We start from the raw sequence: 18674 nt of genomic DNA on the forward strand, positions 1-18674 counted from the left end.
GCGCCTTGCCCTCCTCGTAGCCGGCGGCGGACTGGATGCCGACCAGTGCGCGCTCGTGGAACTGCGCGAGGGTGCGCGCCCCGGCGTACGTGAACGAGCTGCGCACACCGGTCGTGATCATGTCCAGCAGGTCCTCGACGGACGGCCGCAGCGGGTCCAGGTAGATGCGCGAGCTCGAGATGCCCTCGGCGAAGAGCTCCTTGCGGGCGAGCTCGTACGCGTCGAGCCGCTCGAACCGGCCCTTCACCGCCTTCGTGGACGCCATGCCCCAGCTCTCCTTGTAGAGGCCGCCGTTCGCGTCGCGGTCGAGCATGCCGGGCGCCTCGATCGTCCCGGCGAACCAGGAGCCGATCATGACGGATGCGCCACCGGCGGCGAGCGCCAGCGCGACGTCGCGGGGGTAGCGCACACCGCCGTCCGCCCAGACGTGCGCCCCGAGCTCGCGCGCGGCGGCGCTGGTCTCGAGCACCGCGGAGAACTGCGGGCGGCCGACGGCGGTCATCATGCGCGTCGTGCACATCGCGCCGGGGCCGACGCCGACCTTCAGGATGTCCGCGCCCGCCGCGACGAGGTCGCGGACGGCCTGCTCGGTGACGACGTTCCCCGCGACGATCGGCAGGCCGAGACCCAGCTCCTTGACGGTGCGGATCGCGCGGATCATGCCGTCCTGGTCACCGTGCGCCGTGTCGATGACGAGCACGTCGACGCCCGCTGCGGCGAGCGCCTTCGCCTTGCCGGCCACGTCGCCGTTGATGCCGACCGCCGCGGCGACGCGGAGCCGGCCGTGCGCATCCAGCGCCGGCGTGTAGATGGTGGAGCGGAGGGCGCTGCGCTTCGACAGCGTTCCGACGACACGGCCGTGGTCGAGGACCGGCGCGAAGTCGATGCCGGCCGCATCCATCACCTGGAACGCCGCGCGCCCATCGGAGAGGTCCTCCGCATCGAGCGAGGTCAGGGCGCCGTGCAGCAGGTCGCCGACCCGCGCGTCGGCGAGCGCCGACCCGAGCTGGACGGCCGCAAGGCAGCCGAGGTACGCGCCGTCGTCGCCGGTGACGACGATGCCGTGCCCTTCGACGGCCGGGATGCGGCGGAGCACGTCGGCGACGCTCTCATCCGGGTGGGCCTCGTACGGGGTGTCGAACATCACCGGCTGCGCCTTCACCCAGCGGATCGCCTCGTCGAGGTCCTGCAGGTGCATGTCCTGCGGGAGGACGCCGAGACCGCCGCGACGGGCGAGGGTGGCGGCGAGCCGCTTCCCGGTGACCGAGTTCATGTTCGCGGACACGATCGGGATGGTCGCGCCGGTGCCGTCGTTGGGGGCGAGGGACACGTCGAGACGGCTCGTGACGTTCGACCGCGACGGCACGAGGAAGACATCCGAGTAGGTGAGATCGTGGCGCGGCGATGTTCCATAGAACTGCATGGGAATAACGCTATCCCGCTCGGCTGAGCGCCCGCACGCGAGTACCGATGGGATTAGGCTTGAGGATCGGATGGAAGCGGGCGGTGACAGGCCGCCCGGTCACGACGAAATCGATGGAGAGAGTGGGCGATCGGCTGTGTCGAGCCAATTGACCGGAGTAGGGACCGAAGACGGCGCCGCGGGCGAATTCGGAGCCAACGAATGGCTGGTGGACGAGCTGTACGAGCAGTTCGTGCACGACAAGAACTCGGTCGACAGGTCGTGGTGGCCCATCCTCGAGAACTACCACCCGGCGGTGAAGGACGAATCGATCCCGTCGCCCGGTGAGACCCCCACGGAGACGCCGTCGGAGCCCACCATCCCGACCCCGTCGGAGCCGACGGCCCCGAGCCCGGCCGAGCCGACGGTCCCGACCCCGTCGGAGCCGACGGCGCCCGGCCCGTCCGAGCCGTCGACACCGGCTCCCCCGGCGGGCGGTGCCCCTGCCCCGCACCCGAACGAGCCGAAGCCCGTCACCACGCCCATCCCGGTGATCGGTCAGCAGCCCGTCGCCCGCACGACCTCGGTCGCGCCCAAGCCGCAGCCGGTTCCCGCCGACGCCCCGGTGACCGCCCCGAACGCCACCGTCGAGGCCGCCGAAGAGGACAAGGTCACCCCGCTGCGCGGCATGTCCAAGACGCTCGCCACCAACATGGATGCGTCGCTCACGGTGCCGACCGCGACCAGCGTCCGCACCATCCCGGCGAAGCTGATGATCGACAACCGCATCGTCATCAACAACCACCTGAAGCGCGCCCGCGGCGGCAAGGTCTCCTTCACCCACCTCATCGGCTGGGCGCTCATCCAGGCGCTCAAGGAGTTCCCGAGCCAGAACGTCTACTACGACGAGGTCGACGGGAAGCCCTCCGTGGTGGCCCCGGCGCACATCAACCTCGGCATCGCGATCGACATCCCGAAGCCCGACGGCACGCGTGCGCTGCTCGTCCCGAGCATCAAGCGGGCCGACACCATGCGTTTCGGCGAGTACCTCGCCGCGTACGAGGAGCTCGTCAGCAAGGCCCGGAACAACAAGCTCGCCGCCGGCGACTTCGCGGGCACCACGCTCTCGCTCACGAACCCGGGCGGCATCGGCACCGTCCACTCGGTCCCGCGTCTCATGAAGGGGCAGGGCTGCATCATCGGCGCCGGCGCCCTCGAGTACCCGGCCGAGTTCCAGGGCTCCAGCGAGAAGACGCTCGCCGGCCTCGCGATCGGCAAGACGATCACGCTGACCAGCACCTACGACCACCGCGTCATCCAGGGCGCCGGCTCGGGCGAGTTCCTCAAGATCGTGCACGAGATGCTGATCGGGAAGCGCAACTTCTACGAGGACATCTTCGCCGAGCTGCGCATCCCCTACATGCCGATCCACTGGAACCCGGACATCAGCGTCGACCTGGCCAGCGCCGTCGACAAGACGGCCCGTGTCCAGGAGCTGATCAACTCGTTCCGCGTGCGCGGCCACCTGATGGCCGACATCGACCCGCTCGAGTACAAGCAGCGGTCGCACCCCGACCTCGAGATCGAGAGCCACGGCCTCACCTTCTGGGACCTCGACCGTGAGTTCGTCACCGGCCAGTTCGGCGGCGACAAGCGCAAGATGAAGCTGCGCGACATCCTCGGCGTGCTGCGCGACTCCTACTGCCGCACCGTCGGCATCGAGTACATGCACATCCAGGACCCGGCTCAGCGCAAGTGGTTCCAGGACAAGCTGGAGCGGCCGTACGAGAAGCCGACCCACGACGAGCAGCTGCGCATCCTCGGCAAGCTCAACGAGGCCGAGGCGTTCGAGACCTTCCTGCAGACCAAGTACGTCGGCCAGAAGCGCTTCAGCCTGGAGGGCGGCGAGTCCACGATCGCGCTGCTCGACTCCATCCTGCAGGGCGCTGCAGAGGCCGGGATGGACGAGGTCGCCATCGGGATGGCGCACCGCGGCCGCCTCAACGTCCTCACCAACATCGCGGGCAAGACCTACGGTCAGATCTTCCGCGAGTTCGAGGGGACGCAGGACCCGCGGACCGTCCAGGGCTCCGGCGACGTCAAGTACCACCTGGGCACCGAGGGCACCTTCAAGGGTGCCGGCGGCGAGGAGATCCCGGTCTACCTGGCCGCGAACCCCTCGCACCTGGAGGCTGTGGACGGCGTCCTGGAGGGCATCGTCCGCGCCAAGCAGGACCGCCGCCCGGCGGGCACGTTCCTCACCCTGCCGATCCTCATCCACGGTGACGCGGCGATGGCAGGTCAGGGCGTCGTGGTCGAGACCATGCAGATGTCGCAGCTGCGGGCGTACCGCACCGGCGGCACCATCCACGTCAACATCAACAACCAGGTCGGCTTCACCACCCCTCCCGGCGAGGCCCGCAGCTCGGTGTACTCGACCGACGTGGCCAAGACCATCCAGGCGCCGATCTTCCACGTGAACGGCGACGACCCCGAGGCCGTCGTCCGAGTCGCGGAACTCGCGTTCGCCTATCGCCAGGAGTTCAAGCGCGATGTCGTCATCGACCTCGTCTGCTACCGCCGCCGCGGACACAACGAGGGCGACGACCCCTCGATGACCCAGCCGCTGATGTACAGCCTCATCGAGGCGAAGCGGTCCGTCCGCCGCCTCTACACCGAGGCGCTCGTCGGCCGCGGCGACATCACCGAGGAGGAGTACGAGCAGGCGCACCGCGACTTCCAGGACCGCCTCGAGCGCGCGTTCATGGAGACGCACGCGGCTCAGACGAACTCCACGCCGGTGCTCGACTCCGACGAGTCCGCGGACCTGGAGAAGCCGGCGCAGTCGGACGCCAACGACAACGTCGGCGAGCCGGAGACGACGGCGGTCAGCGAGCAGGTCATCGGCATGATCGGCGACGCGTTCAACAACCCGCCTGCCGGCTTCACCGTCCACCCGAAGCTGCAGCAGCTGCTCAACAAGCGCAGCGAGATGAGCCGCAACGGCGGCATCGACTGGGGCTTCGGCGAGTTGCTGGCCCTGGGCTCGCTGCTGGTGGAGGGCACCCCGGTGCGCCTCGCCGGACAGGATGCGCGCCGCGGCACCTTCGTCCAGCGCCACGCGGTGCTGCACGACCGGGTCAACGGCCAGGAGTGGCTGCCGCTCGCGAACCTCAGCGACAACCAGGCGAAGTTCTGGATCTACGACTCGCTCCTCAGCGAGTACGCGGCGATGGGCTTCGAGTACGGCTACTCGGTCGAGCGCGCGGACGCCCTCGTGCTGTGGGAGGCGCAGTTCGGCGACTTCGCCAACGGCGCCCAGACGATCATCGACGAGTTCATCTCCTCCGCCGAGCAGAAGTGGGGCCAGCGCTCGTCGCTGGTGCTGCTCCTCCCCCACGGCTACGAGGGACAGGGACCGGACCACTCCAGCGCCCGCATCGAGCGCTACCTGCAGATGTGCGCCGAGAACAACATGACCGTGGCGCGTCCGTCGACGCCCGCGTCGTACTTCCACCTGCTGCGCCGCCAGGCGTACGCCCGTCCGCGCCGGCCGCTCGTCGTCTTCACCCCGAAGGCGATGCTGCGACTGCGCGGCGCGGCGAGCAACGTGGAGGACTTCACCAATGGCCGCTTCGAGCCGGTGATCGACGATGCGCGCATCAGCGACAAGGGCTCGGTGAAGCGGGTGCTGCTGATGGCCGGGAAGCTCTACTACGACCTCCTCAACGAGCTCGAGAAGAATCCCAACCCGGAGATCGCACTGGTGCGGGTGGAGCAGTACTACCCGCTGCCCGCCGCCGAGCTGAAGGCGGTCGTCGACTCGTACCCGAACGCCGAACTGGTCTGGGTGCAGGACGAGCCGGAGAACCAGGGCGCCTGGCCGTTCATGATCCTCGAGACGTCGAAGCTCGGCCCGCGCCCGCTCGGTGTGGTGTCGCGTCCGCCGTCGGCGTCGCCCGCCGCCGGGTCGGCGAAGCGTCACGCTCAGGAGCAGCAGGTGCTGATCCAGCGGGCGCTCACGCTGTAGTCCGCACGCGCGTCACGGGAGCCCCGGTCCGATCAGGACCGGGGCTCCCGCCGTTGCGCCGCGTGCCGGCGACTCAGACGTCGGCCGCGCAGCGGAACCCGATATGGGTGGTCGCCGTGTCCTCCGCCTGCGGCGACCGTGCCGCCGGCCGGAAGCGGAGGCAGTACTCGGGGCTGCACAGGTACGAGCCGCCCTTCAGCACCCGACGAGGGATGTCCGACCCGGGCTCCGCACTGCTCGCCCCGAGCAGGTTCAGCCGTCCGCCGGCGTCCGGTGCGCTCTGGGCGGGGACGACATGCCGCGGCGCGTAGTAGTCGCTCGTCCACTCCCACACATTGCCGATCAGGTCGTGCAGCCCATAGCCGTTCGCCGGGTACGACCCGACGGGCGCCGGGGTCGCCCCGAAGCGTCCCTGGTTGTCGTAGGGGAAGTGCCCGATCCACGAGTTCGCCTGCGCCTCCCCGCCCGGGTAGGCCTCGTCGCCCCACGCGAAGCGGGCGCCGTCCACGCCGCCTCGGGCCGCGTACTCGTACTCCACTTCGGTCGGGAGGCGCTTCCCGGCCCAGGCGGCGTAGCGGACCGCATCCTCATAGGCGACCTGCACGACCGGCCGGTCCATCCGCTCGTCGATGCCGGACGTCGGCCCCTCGGGATGCCGCCAATCCGCCCCCGGCTCCCATCGCCACCACTGCCGCCAGTCGGAGAGGTCGACCGGCCTGTCCGTCGCCGTGAACACCAGAGCACCCGGGAGGAGGTCGTCGTCGGGCAGCTCGGGGAACTCCGCCGCGTCGAGGGGACGTTCGGCGACGGTGACGTACCCGGTGTCGGCGACGAACGCGGCGAAGTCGGCGTTCGTCACCTCGAACCGGTCGATGCGGAACGCGGCGACAGAGCGCTCGTGGACGGGCTGTTCGTCCGGGTAGAACTCGGCGGAGCCCATCCGGAACCGTCCGCCCGGCAGGGGAACCATGTCGTCCATGGCCTCACGCTATCGACCCCGGAGGCTCGCGGACAGACCGCCGTCACCGCTGGCCGGTCCGGCGGCCTGCGGCGTATGGTGAGCGCATGACCGTCGTCACCACCCACCGCCTCGGCGAGCCCTGCTGGGTCGACTACACCAGCTCCGACGTGCCGCGCGCGACCGAGTTCTACACGAGCCTGTTCGGCTGGACGGCCGAGACCGCCGGCGCGGAGTACGGCGGCTACGTGACGTTCCGGCGAGACGGACGTACGGTCGCGGGCCTCGGTCCGACGATGGGCGACGCCCAGGCGAACACGTGGCTCACCTACCTCCTCGTCGAGGATGCGGACACGGCCGAGAAGGCGGCGCTCCAGGCCGGCGCACAGGTGATCGCTCCGACCATGACGGTCGGCGACCAGGGCCGGCTCGCGGTCATCGCCGACCCGGGCGGAGCGGTCGTCGGACTGTGGGATCCCGAGCAGCACCGCGGCTTCGAGCTGGTCGCCGAGGTCGGGGGCATCGCCTGGCACGAGCTGTACGCGCGCAACTACGCCGCGCAGGTCGATTTCTACACCCGGGTCTTCGGCTGGAGGACGCAGGTGCTCGGCGACACCGCCGACTTCCGGTACGTCACCTTCGGCGACCCGGACTCGCCCGCCGGCGGCGTCTACGACGCGGACGGGATGCTCCCGCCGGGCGTCCCGTCGCACTGGGTCGTCTACTTCGGGGTCGCGGACGCGGCGGCCGCCTCACAGCGCGTGATCGAGCTGGGCGGGACCGTCATCCGCGATCCGTGGGACAGCGAGTTCGGCCGCTTCGCGCAGGTCACCGACCCGCTGGGCGGTCTGTTCTTCCTCCACGAGGTCGGGACGGGCGGCTCCGCTTAGGCGATCGCAGCAACACCCCCAGGGCTCAGTGCACGCTCGCCTGGAAGGAGCGGATGCGCAGCAGCACCTCGGTGCGCAGCGTCTCGGGCGCCGTCTCCTTGCACGCCCGCTGCACCACCTCGGTGAGCACCACGTTCAGGTGCGCCTCGTCGGAGCACCCGGTGCAGTTCGCCAGGTGCTCGCGCACGTCGGCAGCATCCTCGCTGCACAGTTCGTTGCGCAGGTACTCTTCGAGTTCGGCCTTGGCCTTCTCACAACCGCAGTCGGTCATCTCTTGCTCCTGGGGGTCTGCACGGCCCGGTCCCCCTGGACGGCGGAGAGACCGCGCTCGTGCGCGTAGTCGGTCAGAAGCTCCCGGAGCATCCGGCGGCCGCGGTGGAGGCGGCTCATCACGGTGCCGATCGGGGTCTTCATGATGTCGGCGATCTCCTGGTAGGAGAATCCCTCGACATCGGCGAGGTACACGGCCAGCCGGAAGTCCTCCGGGATGGCCTGCAGCGCGTCCTTGACGGCGCTGTCCGGCAGATGGTCGATCGCCTCGGCCTCAGCCGAGCGGCTGGACGACGAGGACATGGACTCCGCGCCGCCGAGCTGCCAGTCCTCGAGCTCGTCGATCGTCCCCTGGTAGGGCTCACGCTGCTTCTTGCGGTACGTGTTGATGAACGTGTTGGTGAGGATGCGGTACAGCCACGCCTTCAGGTTCGTGCCCTGCTGGAACTGGCCGAACGCCGCATAGGCCTTCACGAACGTCTCCTGCACGAGGTCCTGCGCGTCCGACGGGTTGCGTGTCATGCGCAGGGCAGCCGCGTACAGCTGGTCCATGAAGGGCAGGGCCTGATCCTCGAAGAGGTGGCCCAGATCCTCGGTCTCGGTGCTCATCACCGGCCAGTCTAGTTGCGACGCCAGCGACGCGCTGAGAAGGCCTTCGGGGTCGACGAGGTCGTGCGATGCGACGCTGGGGGCGTCGAGCACGGCGGTGGCGGCCACGGGCGGATCCTTCCTGATACCGGGAACACGGATAATCTGGACAACAATGCTGATCTCGAAATATTCCGCCCCCGACTTCGACCCGTATGGCGACAACCGCGTCGAGGAGCCGAACACGCTCTGGGCCGCCCCGGTGGCCGGCGGTCCGGTCGCCGCGACCGTGTCCCTGCCCGGCTCGAAGTCGCTGACCGCGCGGGAGCTGGTGCTGGCCGCCCTCGCCGACGGACCGTCGCTGCTGCGGGCGCCTCTGCACTCGCGCGACAGCGCGAACATGGTGGAGGCCCTCCGCGCCCTGGGCGTGACGGTGGAGGAGAAGCCGGGCGACGGCGAGTTCGGCGCTGACCTGCTGGTCACGCCCGCGGAGGAGCTGCTCGGCAGCACGACGATCGAATGCGGTCAGGCCGGCACCGTGATGCGGTTCGTCCCGCCGATCGCGGGGCTGGCGCTCGGTCCGACCATGTTCGACGCCGACGACTCGGCCCGTGGCCGTCCGATGGGCGCGATCATCGCCGCCCTGCGCGCGCTCGGCGTCGACGTGAACGACGACGGCCGCGGCTCCCTCCCGTTCACCGTTCACGGCACCGGCCGGGTCGCGGGCGGCGCGGTCGAGGTGGATGCGTCCAGCTCCAGCCAGTTCGTCAGCGCGCTCCTGCTGTCGGCCAGTCGCTTCGACGACGGTCTCGATCTGACACACGCCGGCGAGCGGCTCCCCAGCCTCCCCCACATCGAGATGACGATCGCGGCCCTCGCCGCCCGCGGTGTGACCGTCGAGTCGCCGGAGGTCGGCCGCTGGATCGTCTCGCCTGGCACGATCGCCGCCCGCGACGTCAACATCGAGCCGGATCTCTCCAACGCCGCCCCCTTCCTCGCCGCGGCCGTCGTGACGGGTGGGACGGTGACCATCACCGGGTGGCCCGCGTCCACCACGCAGGTCGGTGCGGATCTCGCCGACCTGCTGCCGCTCTTCGGCGCGACGGTCACGCGCGAGGGCGACCGCCTCACCGTCACCGGGCCCGACCGCCCGACGGGCATCACGCTCGACCTCACGACGGGCGGCGAGCTCGCGCCCGCCCTCGTGGCGATCGCCGCCCTCGCCGACGGCCCGAGTGAGATCACCGGCATCGGCCACATCCGCCATCACGAGACGGACCGCCTCGCTGCCCTCGCCGCCGAGATCAACGGCCTCGGCGGCGCCGTCACGGAGCTGGAGGACGGCCTGCGCATCGACCCGCGCCCGCTCCACGGCGGCGTCTGGCGCAGCTACGAGGATCACCGCATGGCGACGGCCGGCGCGATCGTCGGGCTCGTCGTCCCCGGCGTCGAGATCGAGAACGTGGCCACGACGGCCAAGACGCTCCCGCAGTTCACCCAGCTGTGGGTCCGGATACTGCAGAAGGGCGCCGACGTCGCGTGACGGACAACAGCGGCTCCTGGTGGGCGAACGACGAGGACGACGACGAGCTCGACCTCTACGACGAGTCCAGCATCCGCAGTCGCCCGAACCCGAAGGGCAACCGCCCGCGGACGAAGACCCGGCCAGAGCACGCCGACGCCCAGATCGCTCGCGTGCTGGGCGTCGACCGCGGCCGGTACACGGTGCTGCTCGACGAGGACACCCCTGAGGAGCGGCAGGTCACCGCTGCCCGCGCCAGCGAGCTGCGGCGGAACCCGATCGTCACCGGCGACCGCGTGGCCGTCGTCGGAGACACCACCGGAGAGGAGGGCACCCTCGCCCGCATCGTGCGGGTGGAGCCGCGCACGACCCTGCTCCGGCGGAGCGCCGACGACACGGACGAGGTGGAGCGCATCGTCGTCGCCAACGCCGACCAGATGCTCATCGTCGTGGCAGCAGCCAACCCGGAGCCGCGCACACGCCTCGTCGATCGCTACCTGGTCGCCGCCTACGACGCCGGCATCGACCCGATGGTGTGCGTGACGAAGACCGACCTGGCCGACCCCGAGCCGTTCCTGTCGAACTTCGCCGGCCTCGACCTGCCCGTCTTCACCAGCCGCCAGGACGACATCCCGCTGCACGACATCACGGCGGCGCTGATCGGGCACGACACGGTCGTTGTCGGGCACTCCGGGGTGGGCAAGTCGACCCTGGTCAACGCGATCGTCCCGAGCGCGCACCGCGCCACCGGTCACGTCAACGTGGTCACCGGTCGCGGACGGCACACGTCCTCATCGACCGTGTCCCTCCGCGTCGAAGACGACGAGGGACGCCACGGCTGGGTCATCGACACCCCGGGCGTCCGCTCGTTCGGGCTCGGGCATGTGAACGCCGACAGCATCCTGAAGGCCTTCACCGATCTCGCGGAGCTCGCCGAGGACTGCCCGCGCGGGTGCACACACCTTCCCGATGCGCCGGACTGCGCGATCATCGAGGCCGTCGAGGCCGGGAAGCTCGGCGAGGCCGGGCGCGCGCGCCTCGACTCGCTGCAGCGCCTGCTGGAGACCTTCGCGCGCTGAACCGCCGACTCAGGGCGTCGAACTGGACTGAGCCTGCCTCCGCGACCCGCGGAACGCTGCTCGGTGCACCCAGACGCCGCGCGCGAGTCCGGCCCAGAAGACCGCACCGAAGGGGATGACGTAGAGCAGGAACGACAGCACGGCGCGCCCCGCGGCCGCTCGCGCCGCCGAGACGAGCACCAGGGCGAGGATGCCGGAGACGGCCAGGGCCAGCACGACGATCACCAGCCACCAGAGGCCGAACGCGATCGCGAGCACGAGCAGGATGAGCGCGACGACCGGTGCGACGACCAGAGCGACGAGGACCAGGTTGCGGAGGAGGCTGGTGCCTGCGTAGCTGTCGACGAACAGCGTGCCCCGCACGAAACCGTGACGGAGGAAGCCGCCCACCGTGATGCGCGGACGGTAGAGCGCACGGAAGCCCGGGTCGATGCGGAGGGCGCCGTGGTCGGCGACGTACCGCAGCAGCCGCGTGTCGTCCGATACGAGATCGGCGTTCTCCTCGGGCCAGGCCGCACGGCAGGCGTCGGCGAAGGCGGCACGGTCGATCACCAGGCACCCGGTGCCCTTCGGCATGCGGTCGAAATTCTCCGGAGTGATGTCGGTCGGCGCGGGATGCGCCAGGTATCCGCCCCAGAAGACGTGGGTGGGCACCTCCCAGAAACGTCCGACGAGCGGTGCCGCAGGGTCCGTCGGCACGTGCCCGACCCACGCGCGGGCGTCCGGGCGGAGCGCGTCCACGCTCTCAAGGTAGGCGAATGCGTCCGGAGCCATCAGGAGTCGCGAGTCGAACAGCAGGATGCGGTCGGCCCGCGCAGCCTGGACGCCCTCCCAGCGCGCGAGGAACCGCCCTTTGTTGGGCTGGGAGATCACGCGGAGCGGAACAGGGGACGACGCCGCGATGCCCGCGAGCACGGCGGCGGTGTCGTCGGTGGAGCCGTCATCGACGACCACGATCTCCGCCTCCACCGAGCTGTTGCCGAGGGCGGTTGTCAGCGATCCGATCGTGGTGGGGAGCCAGGGCGCCGAGTTGTACGACGCGATGACGATGCTGAGGGCAGGCGAGGTCATGGCGCGGGCTGCTCCTCGACGACGGCCTCCCGGCCGGTGCGCCTGCTGCGGAGCAGGAGCGCCCAGTGGATGCCGTACAGCGCCAGGAAGGTCACCAGCCCGATGAGGCCGTTGCCGACCAGCCAGGCATCCACGTCGGGCAGGGTCGCGGAGGCGACGAGCCACTGCGCGACGGCGGCGAGCAGGAAGACGGCGAGCGCCGCCTTCGACGCCGCGGCCGTGATGCGCACGAGCACACCCTGGGCCAGCGCCCACGGGATCCAGGCGAGGGAGAAGCCGACCACGATCTGCGCCGTCGCGGCGTAGTGCGAGCCGAACAGCAGGCCGACGATCCACGGCCCGAACAGCACGACCAGGAGGAACATCGCCACCTCGGTCAGCAGCGTCACTCCGAGGATCACGGTCACACCGAGGTTCGTCAGTGCGGCATTGCCCTTGGAGCGGACGAACCGCGGCAGCAGATAGAGCGAGAACGTCGCCGGGATGATGAGGGTCGTCTTCACCAGCACGGCGGCCGCAGCATACGCTCCGGCCAGCTCCTCCGGCGTTCCGGCACGGACCAGCACAACGTCGGCGTTCGTGAGCCACGCGAACCCGACGGTGAGCAGCAGCACGACGGTGCTCTGCATCGTGAACGGCGACCGGCCGACCGCCAGGGACCGGCGACGCGCCACGGCACCTGCGCCGATCGCGCCGGTGAGGGCGGTCAGGACGAGGATGGCCAGAATGGCCGCGGAGCCCGCGTGGGCGAGCATGGCGATCAGGGCGAGCACCGCCTGCGCGACCTGGGCACCCGTCGACCACCAGACCACGGAGCGGGAGTCGCCTGCCCCCTGCAAGCGCCCCTGAGCGAGCGCGAACAGGAAGTTCGGGATCATCGCCGCGGCCGTGAGGACGACGGTCAGGACACCGGTGGCGCCGGGAGCAGCGAGGGTCGACGACAGGGCGAAGACTCCGAGCGTGCCGATCCCTCCGAGCACGAGCGCCTCGACCAGGGCTCCGTCCACCCGGCGGACGCGATCGCCGGGGATGCTGCGCGGCGCGTGCAGCGCCTCGGCCGTCGTGACCGCGACGGAGTTGCGGAGCGCCGAGCTGCCGATCGCCGCAACGTTGATGAGTGCCAGGGCCGCAGCGAGGAGGCTGTACGAAGCGGGCCCGAGACCACGGATCGTGATGAGCTGGAACGCGGTCGTCGCCACGATCCCCACGATGCTGACGCCGGCGATCTCGGCGAGCGCGCGACCGTGACGGCTGATCATCCCCGGCGCTCGACGCTGCGCCTGCTCGCCGCCCGCGCTAGTCGGCATACCCTCGGCTGATCAGGTCGTTGACGATGATGTCCGACGGCGACCGCTCCGGGCGGTCGGGCTCGTGCCGGAGAGATTCGTAATCTCTCAGGAACGAACGCAGCCGGCCGAGGTCCCATTCGGACAGCACGATGTTGCGGCCGATGCCTTCACCCTGCTCCGTCGTCTTGCGGTGGATGAGCGTCGGGACGCCGAGCAGCGCCGACTCGGCCTGGATTCCGCCGGAGTCCGTGACCACGAACGCGGCGTTCTCCAGCAGGGCGACGAACTCGTCGTGCCGCAGCTTCGGGAGGACGGTGATACGGTCGCCGCCCTGATTGGCGAGCAGCTTCTCCAGCGTTTCCCTGTTGTAGGCGTCGACGATGAGCCGCAACGGGACCTCGCTGGTCGCGAGCACCTCGAGGGTGTCGTCGACGAGCTGGCTGTTGGAGATGAACTCGAACCGGTGCAGCAGCACGACGCCGTACGGCGCGTCCGTGCCGGCAGCGCGCATCCCGTGGTCGAGCACAGCGTCGAGGGCCGTGTTGCCGTGCGTGTACACGACGTTCGAACGCTTCTTCAGGTTCTCGGTCGCCTCGATCGACGGCGTGTAGTGCACCGTCGCCATGGTCCCGACGATGCGCCGGTCCAGCTCCTCCGGGAAGGGGTGCCGCCAGTTGCCGCTGCGGAGACCCGCCTCGATGTGGGCGCAACCGAAGCCCATGCGCTTGGCGATCCAGGCGCCGACGACGCTCGTCATGGTGTCGCCGTGCACGACGATGACCGTGTTCTTCGGCAGCGATGCCGCGACCCGCTTGCGGTTCTTCCGCAGCCAGCCGAGCACCGTCATGCCCCAGCGGACGACGTCGCCGGTGCCCCGGAGCGGCTTGCCTGCGGCACCGTGGGCGATGACCTGATCGGGAGTACCGAGTCCCAGCTGCTCCATTGCGGTCATCAGAGCCTCTGTGTGCTGCATCGTCACCCACTGCTGGGTCGCAACACCTCGCTCACGGAGCCGGCGGATGACCGGGGCCAGTTTGATGGCCTCCGCCGTCGTTCCGTAGATGAACACGATCATGGTCGAGTGTTGCGCCTTCTGGGTCGGAGAGCTTCATGTCGCGAGCTGACCGCTCCACCGTTGGGATCGGCGCTGTGACACCTGGGTGATCCCACACCATCCGCCTGCGTCCGTCCGACCGCGCAGATGCTGTGGAGAGCCCGAGCCTCCAGCCGAACCGGAAGCCACTCGATGATACATTCTATTTGGTCTGCCCGACGTGGCCGGACGACGCGCGCCGAGACGGAAGACTCCCCCAGGGAGCCCGGGCGCAGGGGAGGAAGAAACTCGTTGTTTGTTGCCGAGAATGCCGATGTCGCCGTGTCCGCCGCGGTCGGTGACGGAACGAAGATCTGGGACCTCGCACAGGTGCGAGAGAACGCCACGATCGGCGAGGACTGCATCGTCGGGCGAGGGGCGTACATCGGTTCCGGCGTGAGCATCGGCAGCAACTGCAAGATCCAGAACCAGGCGCTCGTCTACGAGCCGGCCGTGCTCGAGGACGGCGTCTTCATCGGGCCGGCCGTGGTCCTGACCAACGACACGTTCCCGCGCGCCGTGAACCCGGACGGCACGCTCAAGTCGGCCGCCGACTGGGAGCCGGTCGGCGTCGTGGTGCGCTCCGGAGCATCCATCGGCGCCCGCGCTGTCTGCATCGCGCCCGTGGTGATCGGCTCCTGGGCGACCGTGGCCGCTGGGGCGGTCGTGACGCGGGATGTGCCAGACTTCGCCCTGGTCGCCGGCGTCCCCGCACGGAGGATCGGCTGGGTGGGCCGCGCGGGCATCCCGCTGGTCCAGGACGCCGATGGATGGGTCTGCCCGACGACCGGCGAACGCTACCGCGAGAACGACGAGAAGCTGGAGGTGGTCGCGTGACCGATCTGGAGTTCATCCCGGCCGCCCGGCCGCTCATCGGCGACGAGGAGCGCGCGGCGGTCGACGCCGTGCTGCAGAGCGGGATGCTGGCGCAGGGCCCCGAGGTCGCCGCCTTCGAGCGCGAGTTCTCCGACGCTCTGGTAGCGGGCCGCCCCACGGCGGCGGTGAACTCCGGCACGTCCGGTCTCCACCTCGGCCTGCTCGCCGCGGGCATCGGCCCGGGCGACGAGGTCATCGTCCCCTCCTTCACCTTCGCCGCGACTGCCAACGCCGTCGTGCTGGCGGGCGCCGTTCCTGTGTTCGCGGACATCGAGCCGAACTCGTTCAACCTCGACCCCGATTCCGTGGCTCGAGCGATCGGTCCGAACACCGCGGCGATCATGCCCGTGCACCTTTACGGCCACCCTGCGGACATGGGCCGCCTGTCCGCCCTCGCAGCCGAGCACTCGCTGGCCCTGTTCGAGGATGCCGCGCAGGCCCACGCCGCGACCATCGACGGGCGACAGGTCGGGACCTTCGGCGACTGGGCGATGTTCAGCCTCTACCCGACCAAGAACATGACGTCGGGCGAGGGCGGGATGGTCGTCTCCGCCTCCGCCGCCACCGACGAGCGCGTCCGCCTGCTCCGCAACCAGGGCATGGCCCGGCCGTACGAGAACGAGATCGCCGGGTTCAACGCCCGCATGACCGACCTGCACGCCGCGATCGGCCGTGCCCAGCTCCGGAAGCTGGCCGGCTGGACGGAGCAGCGGCGCAGGAACGCTGCCCGCTTCGACGCCGAGCTGACGGGCGTGGTCACACCCCCGGTCGCCGATGGTGCAGAGCACGTCTACCACCAGTACACGATCCGCGTCGCAGAGGACCGCGACGGGTTCGCTCGCGCGCTCCGCGAGGAGCACGGGATCGGCACCGGCGTCTACTACCCCACTCCTGTGCACCGGCTCCCGGTCTTCGGGCTGGAGCTCGACCTGCCGGAGACCGAACGGGCCGCTCGCGAGGCGCTCTCGCTCCCGGTGCATCCCTCGCTCAGCGAGCGTGACGTCGACCGCATCGTGTCCGCTGTGAACACGCTCGCGAAGGCGGGAAGCTGATGGCCGCGCTGCGGGTCGGCGTCGTCGGCCTCGGGGTGATGGGATCGCACCACGCGCGCGTGGTCCGCGAGCTGGACGGCGTCGAGCTCGCGGGCGTGGTGGAGACCGCCCCCGAGCGCGCCGCCTCCATCGACGCCCCGGTCTACCGTTCCGTCGGCGAGCTCATCGAGGCGGGCGTCGACGCCGCCGTCGTCGCCGTGCCCACGACGTTGCACGAGTCGACGGCACTCGAGCTCGCCGATGCCGGCGTCCACGCCCTCGTCGAGAAGCCGATCGCCGCCGATCTGGATGAAGCGCGCCGGATGGCCGACGCCTTCCGCCGGAACGGTCTCGTCGGAGCGGTCGGACACATCGAGCGGTTCAACCCGGCCCTGCAGAACCTGCGGAGCCGCGTCGAGGCCGGCGAGCTGGGCTCGGTGTACCAGATCGCCACGCGCCGACAGGGACCGTTCCCGATCCGCATCGCCGACGTCGGCGTCATCAAAGACCTCGCGACGCACGACATCGACCTCACCTCCTGGCTGGCGCAGAGTCCCTTCCGGGCCGTGCACGCCAACACCTCCCGCCGGAGCGGCCGACCGCACGAGGACATGGTCGCCTTCAACGGCCGCCTCGACGACGGGATCATCACCAACCACCTGGTGAACTGGCTGTCGCCGATGAAGGAGCGCATCACGGTCGTCACCGGCGAGCGCGGCGCGTTCGTCGCCGACACGCTCAGCGGCGATCTGACCTACTACGAGAACGGCACCGACGCGACCGAATGGGACGCCGTCTCTAATTTCCGTGGGGTCGCCGAGGGATCCGTCATCCGGTTCGCGCTGAAGAAGCGCGAGCCGCTGCGCATCGAGCACGAAGCCTTCCGCGATGCCATCCTCCACGGCCGACCCGGCATCGTGACGATGGACGAGGGTCTCACCACGCTCGCGGTAGCCGAGGCCGTGATGCGGTCCGCCGACGAGCAGCGGGAGGTGGAGATCGACCCGGAGACTCTGCCCAGCGCTCTCGCCGGCCGCCTCGCCGGGAACGGCACGACACGATGAGGCCGGCGTGGAGGCCGTGGCGGATCGTCGTCGCAGCGCTCATCCCCGTCGCGCTTCTGATGAGCCTCGTCAGCTGGGCATTCGCTTCGCCCGTCGGTGCAGCACCCGACGACGACTACCATCTGGCGAGCATCTGGTGCGCCCAGGGCGACCGCCCGGGCCTCTGCGAGCCGGGAGCGGAAGCGAACGAGCGCTCGGTTCCGCGCGGGACCGTCCTGGCGTCGCTCTGCTACGCGCATCACTCCGAGATCCCGGGCGACTGCCCCGTGGCGAAGTCCGATGAGCTGGTCACCACCGACCGCGGCAACTTCAACGATCACGGCTACCCGCCGATCTACTACGCCGTCATGAGCGTCTTCGCCTCGACGCATGAGGCCACGGCCGTCCTGACGATCCGCATCTTCAATGCGTTCCTGTACGTCGCGATGCTCACCGCGCTTTTTCTCCTGCTCCCGGCACGGCGGCGCGGCCTCCTCGTGTGGTCCGCTCTTGCCACGCTGATCCCTCTGGGGTTCTTCCTCATCGCCAGCACGAACCCCAGTGGATGGGCGATCACATCGGCGACGACGCTCTGGCTCGCCCTCCTGGGCTACTTCGAGGTGAGGGGGCTCGGCAGACGGATCGGACTGGGGGTGCTCGCCACGGTCAGCGTGCTGATGGGCGCAGGCGCCCGGGCGGATGCTGCCACCTACGGTGTCCTGGCGATGATCCTGGTCGTCATCCTGAAGGCGGAACGCACCCGGGCGTTCTGGCTGCGCACGATCCTGCCGGCCGCCCTCTCCCTCGTCAGCGTGCTGCTGTACTTCGGCGCTTCGCAGGGCGGGATCGTCACGCGGGCCACGACCGCGCTCTCCCCCTACGACTTCGTCTGGCTGCTGTGGAAGGACCTGCTCGACCTCCCCTGGTTCTATGTGGGCGCGTTCGGCTACGCGCCGCTGGGGTGGCTGGACACCTTCATGCCGGTGACCGTCTGGGGCACGATTTCGCTGGTGGTCTGCGGTCTCATCTTCTGGGGCATCGGGCGGATGACCCGCCGGAAGCTCTGGGCAGTGGGGATCGCGGCATTCGCCCTGGTGTTCGTGCCGATCTACATCCTGATGCACGACCAGATCTGGGTCGGGACCGGCGTGCAGCCTCGCTACCTCTACCCACTGCTCATTCTGCTCGTGGGCCTCTGCCTGTACGGACTCAATCGGTTCGACCTCGGTCTCGGCCGCACTCAGCTCGTCGTCATCGGAGGCCTACTGATCGCGGGCTTCACGATCGCGCTCTACGTCAACATCCACCGCTACACGACCGGGACGGACGTCAAGACGCTGAACCTGAACACCAACGTGGCCTGGTGGTGGGACATCCCGCTGCACCCGATGCAGTGGTGGGTGCTGGGAGCCTTCGCCTTCGCCGTCGCGGTCGCGGCGGCCGTGGTGCTCGGGCTCTCGACCGCGCGCCGCAACGCGCTGCGCGGCTTCCGGTACCGCGCGCTCGAGACCACCGTGGCAGGAGAATAGACC

15 protein-coding genes are annotated in these 18674 nt (G+C 70.0%); 8 read left to right on the forward strand and 7 right to left on the reverse strand.

Annotated features, from left to right (window positions below; translation table 11 throughout):
* Positions 1-1423, reverse strand: a 1423-nt coding sequence (gene guaB1 / locus H284_RS19920; RefSeq protein WP_020075365.1) for a GMP reductase, incomplete at its 3' end; no start/stop codon positions are given.
* A 136-nt stretch (positions 1424-1559) separates the two neighbouring features.
* On the opposite strand from guaB1, the gene H284_RS0105005 reads away from it, so the two are divergent.
* Positions 1560-5432: a multifunctional oxoglutarate decarboxylase/oxoglutarate dehydrogenase thiamine pyrophosphate-binding subunit/dihydrolipoyllysine-residue succinyltransferase subunit gene (locus H284_RS0105005; protein WP_029042823.1), complete on the forward strand. Its 3873-nt coding sequence runs from the start codon at positions 1560-1562 to the stop codon at positions 5430-5432.
* 73 nt (positions 5433-5505) lie between these two features.
* Here H284_RS0105005 and H284_RS0105010 read toward each other — a convergent pair whose 3' ends face one another.
* Positions 5506-6411: a formylglycine-generating enzyme family protein gene (locus H284_RS0105010; RefSeq protein WP_020075367.1), complete on the reverse strand. Its 906-nt coding sequence runs from the start codon at positions 6409-6411 to the stop codon at positions 5506-5508.
* Positions 6412-6497: 86 nt separating this feature from the next.
* Between H284_RS0105010 and H284_RS0105015 the strand changes: the two genes are divergently transcribed.
* Positions 6498-7280: a VOC family protein gene (locus H284_RS0105015; protein ID WP_020075368.1), complete on the forward strand. Its 783-nt coding sequence runs from the start codon at positions 6498-6500 to the stop codon at positions 7278-7280.
* Between the two features lie 25 nt (positions 7281-7305).
* Here H284_RS0105015 and H284_RS0105020 read toward each other — a convergent pair whose 3' ends face one another.
* Positions 7306-7551, reverse strand: coding sequence for a zf-HC2 domain-containing protein (locus tag H284_RS0105020; protein WP_018190122.1), 246 nt, complete (start codon positions 7549-7551; stop codon positions 7306-7308).
* Positions 7548-8159, reverse strand: a complete 612-nt coding sequence (locus H284_RS0105025; RefSeq protein ID WP_172823274.1) for a sigma-70 family RNA polymerase sigma factor — start codon at positions 8157-8159, stop codon at positions 7548-7550. The genes H284_RS0105020 and H284_RS0105025 overlap by 4 nt, the downstream gene beginning before the upstream one ends.
* Positions 8160-8313: 154 nt before the next feature.
* Here H284_RS0105025 and aroA point away from each other — a divergent pair, with 154 nt between their 5' ends.
* Both aroA and rsgA read left to right on the forward strand, forming a co-directional pair.
* Positions 8314-9681: a 3-phosphoshikimate 1-carboxyvinyltransferase gene (gene aroA / locus H284_RS0105030; RefSeq protein WP_020075369.1), complete on the forward strand. Its 1368-nt coding sequence runs from the start codon at positions 8314-8316 to the stop codon at positions 9679-9681.
* Positions 9678-10739 (forward strand): ribosome small subunit-dependent GTPase A, encoded by a 1062-nt coding sequence (gene rsgA / locus H284_RS0105035; protein WP_020075370.1) that lies wholly within the window; start codon positions 9678-9680, stop codon positions 10737-10739. Before aroA ends, rsgA begins: the two co-directional genes overlap by 4 nt.
* A 9-nt stretch (positions 10740-10748) precedes the next feature.
* On the opposite strand, the gene H284_RS0105040 is transcribed toward rsgA, so the two are convergent.
* From H284_RS0105040 to H284_RS0105050, 3 genes are read right to left on the reverse strand one after another with little or no spacing between them, the layout of a single operon-like run.
* Positions 10749-11810 carry a glycosyltransferase family 2 protein gene (locus tag H284_RS0105040; protein WP_020075371.1) on the reverse strand — a complete coding sequence of 354 codons (1062 nt, stop codon included), beginning with the start codon at positions 11808-11810 and terminating at the stop codon, positions 10749-10751.
* On the reverse strand, positions 11807-13117 hold the full coding sequence (locus tag H284_RS0105045) for an MATE family efflux transporter (protein WP_231371071.1): 1311 nt from the start codon (positions 13115-13117) through the stop codon (positions 11807-11809). Before H284_RS0105045 ends, H284_RS0105040 begins: the two co-directional genes overlap by 4 nt.
* Positions 13107-14174: a UDP-N-acetylglucosamine 2-epimerase gene (locus tag H284_RS0105050; RefSeq protein WP_020075373.1), complete on the reverse strand. Its 1068-nt coding sequence runs from the start codon at positions 14172-14174 to the stop codon at positions 13107-13109. Before H284_RS0105050 ends, H284_RS0105045 begins: the two co-directional genes overlap by 11 nt.
* Positions 14175-14474: 300 nt before the next feature.
* Here H284_RS0105050 and H284_RS0105055 point away from each other — a divergent pair, with 300 nt between their 5' ends.
* Genes H284_RS0105055 through H284_RS0105070 form a run of 4 tightly spaced genes read left to right on the forward strand, consistent with a single transcriptional unit; the run spans position 14475 to position 18671 of the window.
* A complete protein-coding gene (locus H284_RS0105055) occupies positions 14475-15029 on the forward strand; it encodes an acyltransferase (RefSeq protein ID WP_020075374.1) in 555 nt (184 codons plus the stop codon).
* On the forward strand, positions 15026-16120 hold the full coding sequence (locus tag H284_RS0105060; protein ID WP_020075375.1) for a DegT/DnrJ/EryC1/StrS family aminotransferase: 1095 nt from the start codon (positions 15026-15028) through the stop codon (positions 16118-16120). Before H284_RS0105055 ends, H284_RS0105060 begins: the two co-directional genes overlap by 4 nt.
* Positions 16120-17163, forward strand: a complete 1044-nt coding sequence (locus H284_RS19925) for a Gfo/Idh/MocA family protein (protein ID WP_020075376.1) — start codon at positions 16120-16122, stop codon at positions 17161-17163. Before H284_RS0105060 ends, H284_RS19925 begins: the two co-directional genes overlap by 1 nt.
* On the forward strand, positions 17160-18671 hold the full coding sequence (locus H284_RS0105070) for a DUF2142 domain-containing protein (protein WP_020075377.1): 1512 nt from the start codon (positions 17160-17162) through the stop codon (positions 18669-18671). The genes H284_RS19925 and H284_RS0105070 overlap by 4 nt, the downstream gene beginning before the upstream one ends.
* Positions 18672-18674 lie beyond the last annotated feature (3 nt).

The organism is Cryocola sp. 340MFSha3.1 (assembly GCF_000383315.1).
GTDB lineage: Bacteria > Actinomycetota > Actinomycetes > Actinomycetales > Microbacteriaceae > Leifsonia.